Annotated in this window: 13 protein-coding genes and 2 pseudogenes; 13 read left to right on the plus strand and 2 right to left on the minus strand. The window is 43.2% G+C overall.

What is annotated here, in order from left to right; all coding sequences use genetic code 11:
• Position 1 precedes the first annotated feature (1 nt).
• From NLX78_RS00115 to NLX78_RS00150, 8 genes and pseudogenes are all read left to right on the plus strand, one after another.
• A complete protein-coding gene (locus tag NLX78_RS00115) occupies positions 2 to 484 on the plus strand; it encodes a mannose/fructose/sorbose PTS transporter subunit IIB (protein ID WP_039269822.1) in 483 nt (160 codons plus the stop codon).
• A gap of 39 nt (positions 485 to 523) precedes the next feature.
• The gene (locus tag NLX78_RS00120) at positions 524 to 1,294 is read left to right on the plus strand and encodes a PTS mannose/fructose/sorbose transporter subunit IIC (protein ID WP_023988666.1); all 771 of its coding nucleotides are present in this window, start codon (positions 524 to 526) and stop codon (positions 1,292 to 1,294) included.
• Positions 1,295 to 1,322: 28 nt separating this feature from the next.
• Complete coding sequence (manZ, locus tag NLX78_RS00125; RefSeq protein WP_250267914.1) at positions 1,323 to 2,147, plus strand: PTS mannose transporter subunit IID; 825 nt, start codon at positions 1,323 to 1,325, stop codon at positions 2,145 to 2,147.
• Between the two features lie 476 nt (positions 2,148 to 2,623).
• A pseudogene (locus NLX78_RS00130) lies at positions 2,624 to 2,743 on the plus strand (PTS system mannose/fructose/sorbose family transporter subunit IID); the annotation flags it as partial.
• Between the two features lie 125 nt (positions 2,744 to 2,868).
• A pseudogene (locus tag NLX78_RS26640) lies at positions 2,869 to 3,915 on the plus strand (glycoside hydrolase family 32 protein); the annotation flags it as partial.
• 762 nt (positions 3,916 to 4,677) lie between these two features.
• Entirely contained in the window at positions 4,678 to 7,776 is a 3,099-nt protein-coding gene (locus NLX78_RS00140; protein ID WP_254349533.1) for a GH32 C-terminal domain-containing protein, read from the plus strand.
• Between the two features lie 199 nt (positions 7,777 to 7,975).
• The gene (locus tag NLX78_RS00145; RefSeq protein ID WP_367987566.1) at positions 7,976 to 8,716 is read left to right on the plus strand and encodes a DeoR/GlpR family DNA-binding transcription regulator; all 741 of its coding nucleotides are present in this window, start codon (positions 7,976 to 7,978) and stop codon (positions 8,714 to 8,716) included.
• Positions 8,717 to 8,743: 27 nt separating this feature from the next.
• Entirely contained in the window at positions 8,744 to 9,547 is an 804-nt protein-coding gene (locus NLX78_RS00150; RefSeq protein WP_254349321.1) for a Cof-type HAD-IIB family hydrolase, read from the plus strand.
• A gap of 707 nt (positions 9,548 to 10,254) precedes the next feature.
• On the opposite strand, the gene NLX78_RS00155 is transcribed toward NLX78_RS00150, so the two are convergent.
• Positions 10,255 to 11,229, minus strand: coding sequence for a carbohydrate kinase family protein (locus NLX78_RS00155; RefSeq protein WP_069291553.1), 975 nt, complete (start codon positions 11,227 to 11,229; stop codon positions 10,255 to 10,257).
• 22 nt (positions 11,230 to 11,251) lie between these two features.
• The gene (locus NLX78_RS00160) at positions 11,252 to 12,286 is read right to left on the minus strand and encodes a LacI family DNA-binding transcriptional regulator (protein ID WP_061831435.1); all 1,035 of its coding nucleotides are present in this window, start codon (positions 12,284 to 12,286) and stop codon (positions 11,252 to 11,254) included.
• Positions 12,287 to 12,792: 506 nt separating this feature from the next.
• Between NLX78_RS00160 and NLX78_RS00165 the strand changes: the two genes are divergently transcribed.
• From NLX78_RS00165 to NLX78_RS00185, 5 genes are all read left to right on the plus strand, one after another.
• Entirely contained in the window at positions 12,793 to 13,677 is an 885-nt protein-coding gene (locus tag NLX78_RS00165; RefSeq protein ID WP_254349534.1) for an ABC transporter permease, read from the plus strand.
• Between the two features lie 14 nt (positions 13,678 to 13,691).
• Positions 13,692 to 14,573 (plus strand): carbohydrate ABC transporter permease, encoded by an 882-nt coding sequence (locus NLX78_RS00170; RefSeq protein ID WP_254349322.1) that lies wholly within the window; start codon positions 13,692 to 13,694, stop codon positions 14,571 to 14,573.
• Between the two features lie 18 nt (positions 14,574 to 14,591).
• Positions 14,592 to 16,211, plus strand: a complete 1,620-nt coding sequence (locus NLX78_RS00175; RefSeq protein ID WP_254349323.1) for an ABC transporter substrate-binding protein — start codon at positions 14,592 to 14,594, stop codon at positions 16,209 to 16,211.
• A 98-nt stretch (positions 16,212 to 16,309) separates the two neighbouring features.
• Positions 16,310 to 17,848 (plus strand): glycoside hydrolase family 32 protein, encoded by a 1,539-nt coding sequence (locus NLX78_RS00180; RefSeq protein ID WP_254349324.1) that lies wholly within the window; start codon positions 16,310 to 16,312, stop codon positions 17,846 to 17,848.
• A gap of 243 nt (positions 17,849 to 18,091) precedes the next feature.
• Complete coding sequence (locus tag NLX78_RS00185) at positions 18,092 to 18,640, plus strand: helix-turn-helix domain-containing protein (RefSeq protein WP_039269838.1); 549 nt, start codon at positions 18,092 to 18,094, stop codon at positions 18,638 to 18,640.
• Positions 18,641 to 18,695 lie beyond the last annotated feature (55 nt).

Raw genomic sequence — 18,695 nt, forward strand, 5'->3', positions numbered from 1 at the left:
AATGGAAATTGCATTAGTTCGTATTGATGACCGTCTGATTCACGGTCAGGTGGCGACCGTTTGGGTGAAAGAAGCGAAGTGCAATAAGATTATCGCCGTTAGCGATGATGTCGCAGCGGATACATTACGCAAAACCTTATTGCTTCAGGTGTCGCCGCCTGGAATTAAGGCGTATGTCGTAACGATTAACAAAGCGATAGAGGCTTATAATAACCCCAAATACAGTGATTTTAAAACATTGTTTCTCTTTACCAACCCTACGGATGTACTGCGGGTTGTGGAAGGGGGAGTACCCATCCGCTCGGTGAATGTTGGAGGAATGTGTTTTAAGGAAGGAAAGACGCAGATTACCGGGGCGGTATCCGTAAACCAACAGGATGTAGATGCATTTCGTAAGCTGCATGAAAAAGGCATTGAGCTGGAAATCAGAAAAGTAGCCAGTGATCCGAAAATCAACTTGATTACCAAACTGCAGGATATGTGATCGTAAATACCAGGCGGCAACTAGAGAGGAGTTATAGAAATGACTGTTTTTCAAATTGTGATGGTAACACTGGTAGCGGCCATATGTGGCATGGGTAGCGTTCTAGATGAAGGGCAAACCCATCGTCCTCTGATTGCGTGTACGTTGATTGGCCTTGTCCTTGGCGATCTCAAAACTGGCATTATACTTGGCGGTACTCTGGAATTAATGGCTTTGGGATGGATGAATGTAGGAGCATCCATGGCACCAGACGCTGCTCTAGCCAGCGTGGTTTCAACCATTTTGGTCATCGTCGGCCATCAATCGATCGGCGCCGGAATTGCCGTTGCGATTCCAATTGCAGCCGCCGGACAAGTGCTTACCATTTTTGTCAGGACGATTACTGTCTTCTTCCAGCATTTAGCTGATAAGTATGCGGAATCTGCAAATTTCAAAGGAATTGAGCTATGTCACTTTATTGCCTTACTTTTGCAAGGTCTGCGCGTTGCTTTGCCCGCTGTTTTGGTGGCAGTTGCCGCAGAAACGGGCCTGGTGACTGCTATGCTTAACGCAATTCCGGAGGTTATCACCAGAGGACTACAAATTGCGGGCGGCTTTATCGTAGTCGTAGGGTATGCGATGGTCATTAATATGATGGCAGCCAAATACCTGATGCCATTCTTCTTTCTGGGCTTTGTCATTGCAGCTTTTACCAGCATTAATCTGGTTGGTTTTGGGGTCATTGGCGCGGTTCTGGCTCTGCTTTACATCCAGTTGAGCCCAAAATACAACCAGCGTAATGAGAAGATGGAAGAAATTGAAGAGTTATAGTAACTACCTGAAGGGAGAGGAGAGCACTATGAAAGAAAAGAAGCTGACTAAAAGTGATTTAAATAAGATGTTTGTCCGTTCATGCTTCCTGTTAGGCTCGTTCAATTTTGAGCGAATGCAGTCGATCGGTTTCTGTGTCACCTTGATCCCTGCGATTAAGCGGCTGTACAGCAAGAAAGAAGATCAAAAAGAGGCATTGAAAAGACATCTGGAATTTTTCAACACTCAACCGTTTATCTCGGCGCCTATTATGGGTGTAACGGCTGCGATGGAAGAGCAGAAAGCGAGCGGCCAGCCGATTGACAATGCCACCATAAGTGGAGTCAAAGTCGGTTTAATGGGACCTCTTGCGGGAGTGGGTGACCCCATTTACTGGGGGACTTTACGCCCGGTTCTGGCTGCACTCGGAGCCTCAATCGCCTTATCCGGCAGCCTTGTCGGACCGATTCTTTTCTTCCTTCTCTTTAACACTGCACGCTTGGCAACGAAATGGTACGGTCTGAAATACGGTTATCACAAAGGTACGGAGATTGTTTCCGATATGTCGGGAAACCGGTTGCAAAAACTCACGGAGTCAGCCTCCATACTGGGGCTTTTCGTTATGGGCGCACTTGTTTCTAAATGGACTACTCTGAATGTGCCGCTGGTGGTATCAAGATATGTGGGAACGGATGGAAAAGAGGTTATTACGACCATTCAGATGATTTTGGATCAATTGATGCCTGGACTTTTACCACTATTATTGACCTTTTTATGTATGAGACTACTGAAAAAGAAAGTGAACGCAATCGCTCTGATTTTTGCTTTATTCGCAGTAGGCATTATTGGGTACGCATTTGGTGTTTTGGCTTAAAACGTGCGGTCAGGGAGTCATCCTTGGCCGGACTTTGTCGGATTTTTGTGACCAAAGCAGCGTAAATATAAGATATTGAGCTATAGAGTTAAATATAAACGCTTTGTCAAGAACATTACTTGGAGTTCAAAATATTAAAAGAGGATATGAAAGATGGTGAAGAGGAAGTTAAGTATGCTGCTTATTTGCAGTGGGCTATAACATCCCTTCTTCTTCCTGGGATTTGTCATTGCCGCTTTCACGAACATCAATCTAGTTGGTTGGTTTTGGGATCGTAGGAACTGTGCTGGCTCTGCTATACATCCAGCTCAGTTCGAAATACGGCGGAAATTGAAGAGCTATAAGAAAATATTTTATGAAAGAAGGGGAGTACATATGGAAGAAAAGAAGATGACCAAAAACGACTTAAACAAAATATTCGTACGTTCTTGGTTCCTTAATTCCGACGATTAAGCGGCTGTACATTAAGGTTACTACCGTTCTTACTGACCTTCCTTTGCATGAGACTGCTTAAAAAGAAAGTGAACGCCATGGCTCTCATTTTTGCGCTATTCGCAATTGGTATTATTGGATACGCTCTCGGTGTCTTGGCTTGAATAATTCTTAAAACTATTTGGTCAAGGAGTTATCCATCACCGGGGATAGGCTTTCATTATAAGGCGTTTTGAACTGATTTATAAAATTAGTTATAAAGGGAGTGAACAAGATGAGGAGTAAAAATATGAATCGGATTTGTTCTTTAGCACTTAGTATCATCTTATTATTATCTTTAACTTCATTCACGAAAGCGTTTGCATCAGATCCAGGATATTATCAGGAAACGTACCGCAATCAATTTCATTTTTCTCCCGAGGCCAACTGGTTGAACGATCCCAATGGAATGGTTTATTACAAGGGTGAATATCATTTATTTTACCAAAATTATCCATATGGAACGACATGGGGACCGATGCATTGGGGGCATGCTGTGAGTAGAGACCTTGTTTATTGGGAACATCTACCTATTGCACTTTCTCCTGATATCCACGGACAGATTTTTTCCGGAAGCACTGTAATCGACTGGGGAAATACAGCCGGCTTTGGAAAGGAAGCAATGGTAGCCATCTTTACCCATTCAGGTGATAAGGGTCAGGTTCAAAGCATTGCTTACAGCTTGGATAAAGGGAGAACATGGAAAAAGTATGAAGGGAATCCGGTAATGCCTGAACCTCCCGCCGCCGATTGGCGCGATCCCAAAGTATTTTGGCATGAACAATCCAATCAGTGGGTGATGTCGTTAGTTGCTAACAATAAGGTGATGTTCTATACTTCTCCCAATTTAAAAAATTGGACTTATGCCAGTGAATTTGGTCCAGATGGTGGAATACAGGCCAATAGTCTGGATTCCACTTCTTACGCGATTTCCTCACAAGAAGGTGGATCATTCAACTATGAGGGCGACATTACCCTTAATGCAAAAAATGGCCGGGAAGGATCAGGAGGACTGGTTTTTCGTTCTGATAAGCGTGCGGCCAACGGCTATGTAGTCAATCTAGATGCCAAAAATGATCGCGTAACTTTAACCAAAAATAGGAATGGAGAAAGCATTGAACTTGGGGCCAGTTCTTTGCGCTTGGATACTTCATCTACCTATCATTTACAAATTGTAACGGATAGACATCACATTCAGGTTTTTGTAAACAACCAATCGGTTATCGAACAAACGGATGATGAATTTGTATACGGCTACTATGGGTTAACCGCATGGAATTCAACAGCCTCTTTTCGAAATGTGAAATTCAATAATACATCAAACTTTGTGACCAATTTGTCAAAATGGACTGTTGTAAGCGGTTCCTGGGAAGACACCGTGAAAGGAATGACCGGGACTTCCGCGGTGAATTCATATGTAATGAGCGGGCAAGCCGGGGAAAACTTTCGATATCAGGCGAACATTGAATTATCGGATGGCGGAGATGAAATCGGCTCACTTGTTTTTCGGGCAGATGCCGAGGTGAGAAATGGATATATGGCGAGCCTCGATGCTCACAACGATAAAATAAAATTGATGAAGCTTGAGGACGGGAAGCAATCAGTCCTAGCCGAGGCCACTGTATCTCTCGCTACGTATACGAATTACCCTTTAGAGGTGAGGACCTATGGAGAGAATATAAAAGTATATTTAGATGGTAAACTTACTCAGGATGTAAATGATTCTACCTTTTCCTCCGGCGTTTTCGGCTTGCATTTGGCGAATTCCTCTGTGATCTTCCAGAATGTTCAGTTGGGCAAAAATATCATCACAGAGGAGAATGAAATACTTAACCATGATTTTGAAACAGGGGATCTGACTGGGTGGACCAGTTTACAAGGGGAAGCATTTACTAATGACCATGTAACAGATCGAAAGGATTGGTGGGGTGGAACTTTCGACCAGCAAGGCAAGTATCATCTATGGGGGTTTTCCGATAGTCACAAGGGGGATGATGCTACTGGAGAACTTCATTCATCCTATTTCAAACTGGGTGGCTCCGGAGAGATTAACCTGATGATGGGCGGAGGCAAAGACGTCAGCAACCGTTATTTATCGTTAGTCAGAGCTTCTGACGATCAGGAATTGCTTCGTCAAACAAATACGAAATCCGAAAAGGAAACGTATAGCAGATACGTATGGGATGCTTCCAATTATATTGGTGAAGTGCTATATATCAAAGCTGTAGACAATGCAACGGGACGTTGGGGGCATATCAACCTGGATGATATTAATGTTTATAATGACAAGCCAATTCCGGAAGACGTTGACCAGGTTGCACAAGAGCCGGAAAAAGGCAATTTGCCACAAAGTGGCCTCATAACGGATTGGTCTGCCGTCTCAGGTTCGTGGATACCTTCTACAAACGGAAGTATAGGTGGCGTATGGGAATGTCCTGCATTAATTGAATTGCCTATTGATGGCGACCCTTCAAAAAAGAAATGGGTTCTGCAGGTAAGTATAAATCCGGGAGGACCTGCAGGCGGATCCGGAATGCAATATTTTGTAGGAAGCTTTGATGGGAAAACCTTCACCAATGAGAATTCTTCCGACCAAATATTATGGTCCGATTATGGAGCTGATTATTATGCTGCTGTGGAGTGGAGCGGAATTGAAGGGGAGAAGGGCGAGAAATACTGGCTTGGCTGGATGAGTAACTGGACTTATGCTCAAGATACACCTACTTCAACATGGAGAAGTTCCATGTCACTGCCGCGAATGATGGAACTGACCCAGACAGAGGAAGGGTTACGCTTAAAACAAACACCAATTTCTCTGGCCGGCATTCGTGCTGAAACAAAGGGAATTTCATATATAAATGAAAAGATTAAGGGAGAAAGCGACCTCCTATCCAACTTTTCTGACGATACATTTGAAATGATTGCAGAGTTTGATCTTTCCAACACCGAAGCAACTGAGTTTGGTTTTAAGGTTCGTAAAGGAACTGAGGAATATACAACGGTCGGGTATGATGTCTACAATGAAAAGTTGTTCGTTGACCGTACGAATTCCGGGAATTATGATTTCGGACCTGATATCACAAATAAACATGAGGGCCCGCTGAAGGCTTTAAACGGTACGGTGAAAATGCATATTTTTGTTGACCGGTCGGCGCTGGAGGTGTTCGGGAATAATGGAGAAACAGTGATAACTGACCAAATATTCCCTCATCCTTCGAGTAAAGGAATGCAAATCTACAGTAAGGGCGGGGATGTGGAATTAAAGTCTTTGAAAATATTTCCGTTAAAAAGTGTCTGGAAAGCGCCCCCATCTAGTGTCTCCGTACTGTCAGATTGGACGACGATCAGCGGCAAATGGGCGGATACTATCAATGGAAAACAGGGGCAGGGCGTAGGGGATGCGTTTATTCTGGCAAGTAATTTCGGTGAGGACTTTATATATGAAGCGGACATTAAAGTGCCGGATACAGATTCGCATCCCGATGATCCTGAAAAAGATAACATAGAAAACCCCATCGGCGCAGGTGCCTTGGTCTTTCGTTCAGACCCTACGGCAAAAAATGCGTATGCAATTAATCTGGATGTAAGGAATAATGTAGTTAAGTTGATGAAATTTGTTAAAGGGACCGGTAGTGATCTTGCCATCTACAATAATGACGCGAAGCTGAAACTACGGACAAATCAGGATTATCACCTCAAAATTGTAGCTGTCGGGGATACCATAAAGGCTTATTTGGACGGACAACTGGTGATTGATACCAAAGACCAAAGTTACACACGAGGATACTTTGGGTTAAATGTAAGGGATACAACAGCATTCTTTAATAGTGTTCGAATAATATCAAGTTCCAATTCCGGCCATTCCGGTGGCAATTCTCAGAACAACAAGGGTAGCGACAGCCAGGCGGTAAAGCTGCCAGTCAAGGCATCTATTCCGGCTTCCGCCACTTCAGGAATACTGGAGTATGCTCCGGGTATTACACAAAAGGCTGATGACAGGAAAGAAGCCGCAGTGGTCGTGGATGATCTTACTTTGCTTAAAGCTTTGCCGGTAAGAAAAGGTTCTGCACTAACTTTGCATGTGAAAGCTGCTGGGGCTGACGTGGTTATCGTTGAGCTGACCAGCATGGCCAATAAGCTTTGGAGCGAGCATCGAACTCTGGATCTTCAGTTAATTACAGAACTGGGGACGTACACCCTTCCAGCCAGCAGGGTGAATAGAAATACCTCACCCTCCAATAGCGTGCCAGGGCTGCGAATTACGTTATCCAAGGCAACAATGCAGCAAAATGCGGCTATTCAAGAAGCGGCTGTAAAAGCGGGCGCAACCGTGGAAACGACTCCTATAGACTTCAAGGCTGAAGCAGTAACAGGCAGTACAACAACCGCTCTTGATTTCGGTGATACCTATGTGAGCCGGACACTTCCGCTTTCATCAGCGATGGACCCAAATCGTTCCACCGCAGTTTGCTACGACGAAGCCAGAAGGAAACTTATCTTTGTACCGAGCATTTTTCGGGCTGGGGATGATGGAGCCTCCGTTGAAATAAAGCATAATTCCAATGGTGTATATACCGTTGTCAACAGCAGCCCAACCTTCGATGATTTACCAGCTGGGTACTGGGGCAAAGCCGACATAGAGCTACTTGCCGCAAAAGGAATTGTTGTCGGTTCGATAAAAGGAATATTTGAGCCATCCAGGCCTGTTACCCGCGCCGAATTTGCCGCTATGCTTGTTCATGCACTGGGGCTTAAAGAACGGGCGACTCCAGCCTTTAGGGATGTAGTCAAGGGTTCATGGTACAGCGGATATCTCAGCGCAGCCTATTCAGCTGGGCTGGTCAAAGGTTATGAAGACGGTGCTTTTCGTCCGGAATCGAGGATCAGCCGCCAGGAGATGGCTCTACTTGTCAATCAAGCATTACAATATACCGGGTATGTCTCAGTCAACAGCAAAAACGGGCAATCGCTAGATGGATATGCCGACCGTTCGTCTATCGCGGTTTGGGCGCAAAATGCAGTAGCCGCTGTTACAGCTCAGGGCATCGCACAAGGTATGGACACTGGACACTATGAGCCACATGCAACAACTACCCGCGCCGAGGCGGCAGTTATGATAAAACGTTTGCTTCAAAAGATTGAATTTATCAATAAATAGGCAAAATGAATAAAGTCCCCGGACTCTTAATGCAATATGCATGCGGACCGGGGACTTGCTATGTGAAATACACAATATAAGCAATTTGCTTATCTTTATAAAAATACTTAAAAACACTTAACAAAAAGCGTCTAATCGCTTATAGTGAATATAGGGATAGGGGGGGCTTTATATTTACCAAGAGGAACGACTTTTAAAAATTTTGGAGTATCTCCAAAGCCGTAACCAATTATCAAATTCGGAAATTTGTAATTTATTGAACATCTCGAGAGATACGGCAAGAAGGGATATTATTAAGCTTGTTCACGAAGGGGGGGTTATCAGAACCCATGGAGGTATTGCCTTGCCCTTATTAAAAGAAGAAATAAGAGCCTACAAGGAACGTGTAACTTCAGCAACAAAGCAAAAGATGCTCATTGCAAAAGCAGCTTCCGCGCACATCGTTGACGGAGATGTTTGTTTCATGGATGTATCGACTACCATTCAACTGCTCTGTGGGCAATTGGACAAAAACCTCACGGTTTATACACACTCGTTGGATAATGCAGAAGCGTTATCAGCAAAAAGTGAAATTAACATAAACTTGCTCGGGGGCAAATTTAATCATGAAAACCGTTTTTTTTATGACCACTACACGGCTATGCAGTTGAACGATGTTTTTTTTGACAAAGCTTTTTTAGGAGCTGCCGCCATCATGGAAGACGGAGTGTATTTTGCAAACCGTGATGATGCTTTAGTTAAAAAGCTGGTATCGGGACGTGCCAGAGAAGTATTTTTACTTGCTGATTACAAAAAATTTAATTTAACAAGCCCGTTTAAAGGCCTGAATTTTTCCGAAATTGATATTCTAATTACAAATCAGGATGCACCGGAGCACTCATTGCTGATGTTGCAGGATAGCGGAGTAGAAATTATCAAGGCGCTTGAGGAAGAATCGTGATAAATAATCGCAAGGGAGCCATCGGCCATGATACAAGCAATCTTTAGCGATATTGACGGGACGTTGTTAAATTCAAAACATCAAATTACGTCCGACACCAAAAATACAATCCAAAAAGTTGTGGGAAGAAATATCCCTTTTGTACTTGTTTCAGCGAGAATGCCAAGCGGCATTTTTCCTCTTCAGCAAGAGCTCAATATTCACGCTCCCGTCATTTGTTATAGCGGTGCTCTAATATTGGGCGGCAACAGGGAAATCCTTCATAGCATCTGTTTATCGAAAAAGAGCATTAAACGAATATACGATATTGTAATGGATCATTATCCTTCTATCAGTTTTAACTTGTATGGACATGACCAGTGGATCGTTAGCAACATTCAAAATCCTTGGGTAATTCAGGAAGCGGAAATTATTAATGGCTCCCCCATACAGAGGTTACTCCCCTCATATATAGAAGAAGATCATGATATTCACAAAATTTTATGCATGGGAGATCCCGAAGACATTGAGCGGCTTGTACAACAAATCAATAAAGAAGTTACTGGTATCAGTGTTTATAAATCCAAGGGAACTTATCTGGAAATTATGGATGAGATGGTGTCCAAATCGTATGCCATTCAGGAGCTCGAGGGGATATTTAATATTACTTATCGTGAATCGATGGCCATTGGAGACAACTATAATGACATGGATATGATTTTGTACGCAGGCCTTGGGATTGCAATGGGAAATGCGCCGGAGGAAGTTAAGAAAATTGCCGACAGGGTCACATCGAGCAATGATGAAGACGGTTTGAAAATAGGCTTGGAGGAATACATTTTGTCCGTTTGAAATGATCTAGTGACATTGGATATCCAAAAACCAAAAGACGGTAGGCATTGGAAATAGAAGAGAGGGGTTAACTAGTTACTTATTTCGAATAGCAGGAGGCAACCTGACAACAGAGTATTATGGATTTTCTTCTAGACCTATTATGCCTATCGCAGCTAAAATGCTATTTTCCAAAGAAGTGCTAAAAGAGGATGCACGCCTCATCCAACAACTAAAAGTATCGAAGGATGATATCAGGATACTAAAACTCTATAATATGATGGCAGTAACTTAACAATGTTTTGTTTTAATTAGGTTAATTAGGCAAGCGCTTTCTCGTTCTGTCCACTGTCATTGTTTACAATGCCTGAATAGTTGGTCGAATTATCATTTTACTCATAGATGTATCATCAGGATCATTTATTGCATTAGCAATAGCTTTGCAATCCGATCAGGATAAATGCTAAGTCTGCAATATGAATTATAATGGTTTATGAGAATATCTGAGTTAATTAAAGATGAAAAGTTTTTGGCAATCGAAAAAAATCCTGACCTGCCTTATATAAAAGAAAACGACTACGTAGGATAAGTACTCGTTTTCTTTTGATTAAACTCCCTCGATATGTTTTAGTTTCTCACTTCATCTTCAAAAGAATGACTAAAAAGGTATCCAGCGACCTTAGAGATCGTCGGACACCTTTTGCTGTTCTTACGCTTCATTCCTTGATTCAACCTTGCGCTACGAAACGATTAACTTCTTCCAACGACGGCAAGGCTGCAATCGCTCCAACTTTAGTGCACACGATGGCGCCGACTTGATTGGCAAGTGTCACAAATTCCTGCTGCTGCTTCGCGTTGGAGGTAAATGCCTTAGGCTGACTCAGCTGGCTGATTTGATACAGCATTGCTCCGACGAAGGCATCTCCGGCACCAGTAGAGTCGATCGATTTGACAGCGATACTGCCGATTAACGAACGGGAGGCACCACTTGAGATGAGGGTTCCTTCTTTCCCCAAGGTAACCGCCACCGTCTTGGCTCCCAACCCATGCAAAAGATCCAATGAAGCATCGCGGTCAGCCAGCCCTGTAATGATGTTTAATTCCTCTTCGCTTACCTTTACCAAATCCGCATTGTGTATTCCTCTTCTGGACAGTGTGATAAATTCCCCCTGCCTGTCTTTCCAGAGGTCCCCCCGGTAATTGGGATCAAAGGAGGTGAATTGCCCGTTGGCCTTCGCTCCATCCAATAAAGACAAATACGCTTCTCGGAAAGGATCGGCGAGCAAGGCCGTTGCCGATCCAAAATGCAGAATGGCAGCCTGTCGGGTCCATTCTCTATCAATGTCCTGCAGAGACAGTTGACGGTCAGCTCCCCGGTTGAACACGAAATCCCGTTCGCCGTTAGCGGCAAGGGAAACAAAGGCCAGTGTAGTCGGCGTTGACGGATCAAAAAGGAGCATGGACGTATCCACATGCTGCTCATCCAACGTTTGCTTCAGGTACATGCCAAAGGGATCAGCCCCGACTTTCCCCAAGAATGACGCTTTTCCTCCGAGCTTGGCTACGGCTGCGCTTACATTTGCCGGAGCGCCGCCGGCCTGCTTGGAGAAATGCTGACCCTTGGCAAGATTAACATCAATATCCGTGCAGAAAAAATCAATGAGCAACTCGCCCACACAAAGAACCGTTCTGTCATTTTTCACTTTGATTCACCTCTTGGTAGATTTAGTTTAGAACAGGGGTCGAGTCCCGGTATACGATATCCGTTGCAACATGAGTCACTCGGTATGGCATGGTATTGTCTTTGATTCTGGACAATAACATTTCGGCTGAAATAATCCCCATCTGACTACTGTAAATATGCACGGTTGTAAGATGAGGCTCGACAACCCGGGATTCCAAAGCATCATCGAACCCGCAGACAGCAATATCTTCCGGGACTTTAATCCCTTTGTTTTTCAAAGATTTGATCACGCTGATGGCAATGAAATCATTGGCACAAATAAAGACGGAGGGACATTCCCTCAGGGCATCCAACTGCTGTTCCATCCAGTTCTCCTCTAGAACGAAGTTGCGGTCAGGCGCTACAATGCTATGGGCAGGATCTACGGCGATTCCTGCTTCTGCTAAGGCCTTATTAAATCCGGTCCAGCGTTCATTAAAACTTTTGCAGTGATTGTAATCGCCTACAAAACCGAAGCTTTCATAGCCATAATCGATTAATTTCCGGGTAACACAGTATGTGCTGTGTTCATTTTCCATTAATACTAGATCCGCCTTCAATTCTGGATACATCATATCCGCAGCGCAATCAATAAAAATGGTTGGGATGCCAAGATCTGTGATCAGCTTGCTGTATTCCTTGCTGAACATTTCGATGCAGAAGATGCCAGCCACATTCGAAGGTTCAAAATTGCCGGGTAGGGTCATCGAATTGATATCATTCTCACGGACAAAATAAATAGATAAAGTATAGCCCTGTTTGCTGATTTCCTTCTCCAGTCCGCTAATCAACAATGATCCAAAGTGTGAGCTATTAGGAAGATTACAGGTCAAAAGTGCGATATTGCCTTGTTTTTCAGAAGCTGTTTCCATATAAGAAAATTGTTTGTATTTAAGCTCCATTGCTTTTTTGACCACCTTGTCCCTAGTAACGGCGGGAATACTCTCCACTCCATTAAGCGCCTTGGAGGCAGTGTTTCTGGAAATCCCCAAGGCATCAGCGATATCTTGTATCGTAACCTTTGACTTTCTCGTCATATTGTTCACCTTATTCTCCGAATTAAGATTCTTCATATTTCTAAATATATAGTATTTTCATGTTTTTAACAATGTATTTATTCAAATGAACAATGTAAGTTTACGTTTGTTTATTTATATTGTGCATTTTTGATATATTTTTGCTAAAAACATTATAATTATCTTGAAATACGCTTTTTGAATGAATTTTTCATCCGAAATATATTGACTAATTAAATGTACATCTGCTAAATTGTAAGAGCGAGATATGTTCAAATGTAAAATGTAAGCCCATTCATTTTGAGAATGTGTAAAATTCTCGTTCTGTTGGAGGTGTGGATATAACAAGCAAGTATTTGAAAAACATCTTGGTTAATTATGTCAGTGAGATGACATAACATGGCTTATATTTTGTGTCGTATAACAAGCCGTGAACAGTAGGAGGGAAAATATTGGCAAATTTGATCGTTCAAAAAAGGGGACTAAAGGCTTCAGAAACAAAAAAAAGAAACCATTGGTTAAGCTATATGCTTCGAAATTATATATTGTATTTGTTTCTGCTTCCGTCCATAATTCTTACCGTCATTTTCAAGTATGTTCCCATGTACGGCTCGATCATTGCGTTTAAAAATTTCAGCCCAAGAAAAGGCATCCTCGGCAGCGAATGGGTTGGATTTGAACATTTTCAGCGGTTTCTTTCATCACCAAATTTTTATGACATTTTAATGAATACGCTTAAATTAAGCGCTTACGGTCTTATTCTCGGCTTCCCAGTACCAATCATTCTGGCCTTAATGCTAAATCTGGTCAGAGGAGCGAAGTTCAAGAAGAATATTCAGCTTATTGTATATGCACCTAACTTCATCTCGGTTGTTGTTGTTGCCGGTATGCTGTTTGTTTTTCTATCGCCAGCTGGAATAGTGAACGCTTTGGTAACAACCTTCACCGACAAGCCGATTGCTTTTATGACTGATCCTGCCTATTTCCGAACGGTATATATTTTGTCCGGTATATGGCAAACAGCGGGCTGGTCCTCTATTATTTATGTGGCCACCTTAGCCAATGTGGACCCGCAGTTGCATGACGCTGCAACAATTGATGGCGCTTCATTGATGAAGAGAATCTTCCACATTGATCTGCCAGCTCTTAAACCCGTCATGGCCGTCCTGTTCATTCTCGCTGCAGGAGGTATTATGTCGATCGGCTATGAAAAGGCTTACCTGATGCAGACCGCTCTGAACACACCTACCTCGGAAATTATCGCGACTTACGTATACAAGGTGGGGTTGCAATCCGGCGATTATGCTTATTCTACGGCAATCGGGTTGTTCAATTCCGTAATTAATGTATTCCTGTTGATTTTCGTAAATACCGTCGTCAAGAAGCTGAACGAAGGAGAAGGGCTGTATTAAAGAAGGAGGTATTTATGGATATTCATTACACCGGGAAGGACCGGATTCTGCTCATCATCAATTATATTCTACTTGGTTTGTTTGTTCTCGCTATTCTGTTACCGCTGGTTTATGTGGTGCTTTCGTCCTTTTTAACTCCAAATACCCTGATTAGCAAAGGGTTTGCCATTACATCATCAGACTGGACACTCACGGGATATGCCAAAATCCTAAGCAACAGTGCCATGATCCGCGGTTTTTTTAATGCTATTTTTTATTCAGCAGCCTTTGCGTTCGCAACCGTATTATTTTCCGTCTTAGCGGCTTATCCGCTTGCGATTGAAGAGTTGGTAGGGAAACGATCCATTATGATCTTTTTCCTGATAACGATGTTTTTCGGTGGCGGTCTGATTCCTACCTATCTGGTGATTAAGGATTTAGGCATGTTGAATACGGTCTGGGCCATTATTCTGCCCGGCTCGATCAGCGTATTCAATATTATTCTGGCAAAGACTTATTTCCAGGGACTTCCGAAAGAACTGTTCCAGGCGGCGAGTATAGACGGAGCTTCCGAGCTCAGTATTTTCTTTAAAATCGTCCTGCCGCTTTCCAAGCCTATTATTTTTGTTCTAGCTTTATATGCTTTTGTCGGACAGTGGAATTCTTATTTCGACGCCATGATTTATCTGGATGATCCGAAGCTGTTTCCGCTTCAACTGGTACTGCGCTCCATTTTGATACAGAATCAGGTTCAGCCCGGCATGATTGCCGATGCGATGGCACAAGCGGAGCTTAAGAAATTGTCTGAAATGATTAAGTACTCTGCCATTGTCATATCAAGTTTGCCTTTGATTGTCATGTATCCATTCTTCCAGAAGTATTTCGAAAAGGGTGTCATGGTAGGTTCGATCAAATAACAAATCGGGGGAATAGAGATGAAAAAAACATTACTAACCTTGTCTGTGTTGGCACTTTCTACTTCACTGCTTGCCGGATGTGGCGGTTCAGGCAATAATTCTGCGGCATCCGAAGATTACAAGCTGGAAAATGTTACTCTGCCGCTTAAAGAGAAAGTTACTTTGCATTTTATGACTCAAAGCTCGCCGCTGGCACCTTCCGATCCAAATGAAAAGTTGATTTATAAAAGACTGGAAGAAAAAACAGGGGTGCATATCGATTTTACCAACTTCACCTCCGATTCCTTCATTGAAAAAAGAAACCTTGCTGTTGCCAGTGGTGATCTTCCAGATGCCATACTGGATGCCATATATTCCGATTACGATTTGTTGAATCTCGGAAAGGATGGAACTATTATCCCTGTAGAAGATTTGATTCAAAAATATATGCCGAATCTGCAGAAGGTATTGAAGGAAGCACCTGAGTACAGATCCATGATAACCGCACAGGACGGGCACATTTATGCCTTTCCTTGGATTGAAGAGCTGGGTTCTGAGAAGGAGAGCATTCATTCTGTAAATGGCATGCCATGGATCAATGTGGAGTGGCTGAAAAAGCTGGGACTTAAAATGCCAAAAACCACCGAGGATTTAAAAAAAGTTCTGCTCGCATTTAAAAATGGCGACCCTAACGGAAATGGCCAAGCGGATGAAATCCCGCTGTCCTTTATACTCAATAACGGCAATGAGGACCTGAATTTTCTGTTCGGATCATTCGGTCTTGGGGACAACGGCGATCATACGGTAGTGACCAATGATGGGAAAGTGGTCTTCACTGCCGATCAGGATGGTTATAAAGAGGGGATTAAATATCTTAATGAGCTGTATAAGCTGAACCTGATCGACGAAGAGTCATTCGAGCAGGATTACAATACGTATCTGGCCAAAGGCCAGAATGAAAAATATGGTCTCTACTTTCAATGGGATAAGGCGAACATCTCAGGAGATAACGATAAATATGAATTGATGAATCCGCTCGCCGGGCCAAGCGGTGAAGTCAATGTGACCCGCACGAACAATCTCGGCTTTGACCGGGGGAAAATGGTGATTACCAGTGACAACAAAAATCTTGAGCTTACGGCAAAATGGATTGACCAACTGTATGATCCTATCCAGTCCGTTCAGGACAACTGGGGCACCTACGGCGACAAAACTCAGCAGAACATTTTTGAATACGATGAAGCGAGTCATATGCTGAAGCATCTTCCGCTTAAGGGAGCGGCCCCTGTCGAGCTGCGGCAAAAAACGAATATCGGCGGTCCATTGGCAATTCTTGACGAGTATTACGGAAAAGTAACGACCAAGCCCGATGATGCAGTGGGACGGCTTAAGCTCATGAAGGAAAGACTCGTTCCTTATATGAAGGCTGACCATAATTTCCCGAAAGTCTTCTTCTCGCTGGAGGATCAGAAGCAGATCTCCACATTGGAAACCGATTTGTTTGCTTACGTTAGCCGCAAGCGGGCTGAATGGATCAAGACGGGTAAAGTGGAAGAAGAATGGGCCGAATATAAAGCCGAGCTGTCCAGACTGGGACTAGATAAATGGCTGAAAATCAAACAAAAAGGCTATGACAGATATCTTAAAGATCAAGGCTGAAACATTTAATTGGTAGTATCTCAAATTCATTTGCAAACGAGCAAACTCAAATTATTATGTTAAATACCTTATCAACAATCAAAAGGAGAGCGGATACTATGAAAGAATTAAAAAGTAACTATAGTGAAACGTACAGGCCTCAATTTCATTATTCACCGGAGAAAAATTGGATGAACGATCCCAACGGCATGGTTTACTTTGAAGGAGAGTACCATCTGTTCTACCAGCATACCCCCCATGATAACCAACCTGATTTTGGCAACATGCATTGGGGGCATGCGGTAAGCAAGGATCTAGTGCATTGGACTGAGCTTCCACCGGCAATTCCACCTGGGGAGGACGGAGCGATCTTCTCGGGGAGTGCGGTGGTGGATAAGAACAATACCAGCGGATTTTTCGACGAGGAAGGATCAGGATTGGTTGCCATTTATACGAATGAGGGCAACAAGGCTCAGCCTGGAAAGCCGCAGGTGCAAAGCATTGCTTACAGCAAGGATAAGGGTCGAACCTGGACAAAATATGAAGGTAACCCGGTTTTATTTCCAACGGACACGCTAGACTTTCGTGATCCGAAGGTGATTTGGCATGATGAATCATCAATGTGGATCATGGTTCTTGCCGTAAGGGACCGTGTAGAATTTTACACATCTCCAAACCTGAAAGAATGGTCTTTTGCAAGCGAATTCGGTTCCGACATTCCGCATATCCACCGAGGGATATTTGAATGTCCTGATATATTTCGAATCCAAGTGGATGAGGATTCTAATACCACGAAGTGGATTCTGATGCTAAGCGTCGGGGATAGAAATGGTGTGAATCCAGATGATCCGGAACCACCGGCAGGCGGTTCTGGCATGATGTATTTCGTAGGCAGCTTTGACGGTAAGTCGTTCACGCCAGATGAAGCGTTGGAATCTATCGATACTATTAAATGGGTAGACTACGGATCAGACTTTTACGCGGCCGTGTCCTGGAATGGCATTTCGAACGAAGACGGACGGAAAATTTGGATCGGCTGGATGAATAATTGGCGTTATGCTACTACGCTTCCTTCAAAGGAATGGCGTGGCAAGACATCAATTCCCCGGGAGCTACAGCTAAGGACTTACCCGGAGGGACTTCGCCTAATCCAAACACCCATAAATGAATTAAGTCAGCTAAGAAAACCGATTTTGTCTCTGCAAGATTTGACGATTAAGCCAGGTATGAACGTGTTGTCTGATATTTCCGCAGCCAAGGCAGAAATTATTGCAGAATTTGAAATCGGTACTGCCGTGGAATTCGGGTTTAAAGTACGGAAGTCCACCAATCAGGAGACGATCATCGGATATAATATCTCGAATGAGGAATTGTTCGTCGATCGGATGAAGTCGAGCGCCACTGATTTTCATTCCGATTTCACAGCAATACACAAGGCCACTATGAAGCCAGAGCATGAGAGGATACAGATGAGCATTTATCTGGATTGGTCAAGTGTCGAAGTCTTCGGCAATCATGGAAAAGCAATCATTTCAGACATGATTTTCCCGGACTTCGAAAGTAAGGGTCTAGAACTCTACGCCATTGGTGGAGAACTAAGGGTCGTGTCGCTTCAGATCAATGATCTGGTAAGCATTTGGGGAAATGAGAATGTTTAGACGTTAACATATTGATATCATTCAAATTTTAATTATATCACGAAGGAACTCATTGAGTAGCGAGTGTCAAATTGATTTTTCAATTTGACACTTTTTTATATTGGATAAGATAATGAGTTTGTGTAAGCTAGATAGCAATAGGTCTGTTAAGACTTAGTTGTAGATTTATTTTCGAATGAACCTCTCTCGAGTAAATTGTGTATTCTTCTTATATAGACTTTTGGATACAAGGAGGCAACGTCCGTGGATTCAATGCAGCATATTATTGGCTCTAATTTGGCTCAAATCAGGAAGACTAGAGGATTAAGTTTGGATAAGGTGGCTGAACTGACAGGGGTCAGCAAAGGGATGCTGGCTCAGATTGAGAAGGGGAAATCCAATCCTACGGTAACAACCCTTTGGAAAATTGCGAATGGTTTGCATGTATCCTTCTCCACCTTTCTCAAAGAAGACCCGCCGCAAATCACGAAGATACGGAGGGAAGACCTGCATCCGGTTATTGATGAGGACGGTAACTATTTTGTTTACCCTGTATTCCCGTATCACGCTGAAAAGAAGTTTGAGGTGTTCACGGTAAGTCTGAAGCCAGGCTTTACACACCAGGCAGAGAAGCATCTGGGTGAGGAAACGATTCTCATGATCCGTGGGGAGATGTACTTTGAAATGCAGGGGCAACAGCTCAAGCTGAGTGCAGGGGATGCCGTGCAATTTCAAGTATCTGACATACATACCTACCGCAATGATTCGGAAGAGGATGCCGATTTTTATGTATTGATTTATTATGCGGATTAGTGGGATGATTAGCATAGTCTAAAACAGGCTTCCACATCAGGATTTTGCAAAATCC

The organism is Paenibacillus sp. Lou8.1 (genome assembly GCF_024213565.1).
Lineage (GTDB): Bacteria > Bacillota > Bacilli > Paenibacillales > Paenibacillaceae > Paenibacillus > Paenibacillus polymyxa_B.

Bases quoted from the DNA above. Each gene is read 5' to 3' on its own strand.
- NLX78_RS00175 (WP_254349323.1), top strand. From the start codon at position 14,592: ATGAAAAAAACATTACTAACCTTGTCTGTGTTGGCACTTTCTACTTCA.
- NLX78_RS00160 (WP_061831435.1), bottom strand. From the start codon at position 12,286: ATGACGAGAAAGTCAAAGGTTACGATACAAGATATCGCTGATGCCTTG.
- NLX78_RS00140 (WP_254349533.1), top strand. From the start codon at position 4,678: ATGGGCGGAGGCAAAGACGTCAGCAACCGTTATTTATCGTTAGTCAGA.
- manZ (WP_250267914.1), top strand. From the start codon at position 1,323: ATGAAAGAAAAGAAGCTGACTAAAAGTGATTTAAATAAGATGTTTGTC.
- NLX78_RS00115 (WP_039269822.1), top strand. From the start codon at position 2: ATGGAAATTGCATTAGTTCGTATTGATGACCGTCTGATTCACGGTCAG.
- NLX78_RS00120 (WP_023988666.1), top strand. From the start codon at position 524: ATGACTGTTTTTCAAATTGTGATGGTAACACTGGTAGCGGCCATATGT.
- NLX78_RS00170 (WP_254349322.1), top strand. From the start codon at position 13,692: ATGGATATTCATTACACCGGGAAGGACCGGATTCTGCTCATCATCAAT.
- NLX78_RS00165 (WP_254349534.1), top strand. From the start codon at position 12,793: ATGCTTCGAAATTATATATTGTATTTGTTTCTGCTTCCGTCCATAATT.
- NLX78_RS00180 (WP_254349324.1), top strand. From the start codon at position 16,310: ATGAAAGAATTAAAAAGTAACTATAGTGAAACGTACAGGCCTCAATTT.
- NLX78_RS00150 (WP_254349321.1), top strand. From the start codon at position 8,744: ATGATACAAGCAATCTTTAGCGATATTGACGGGACGTTGTTAAATTCA.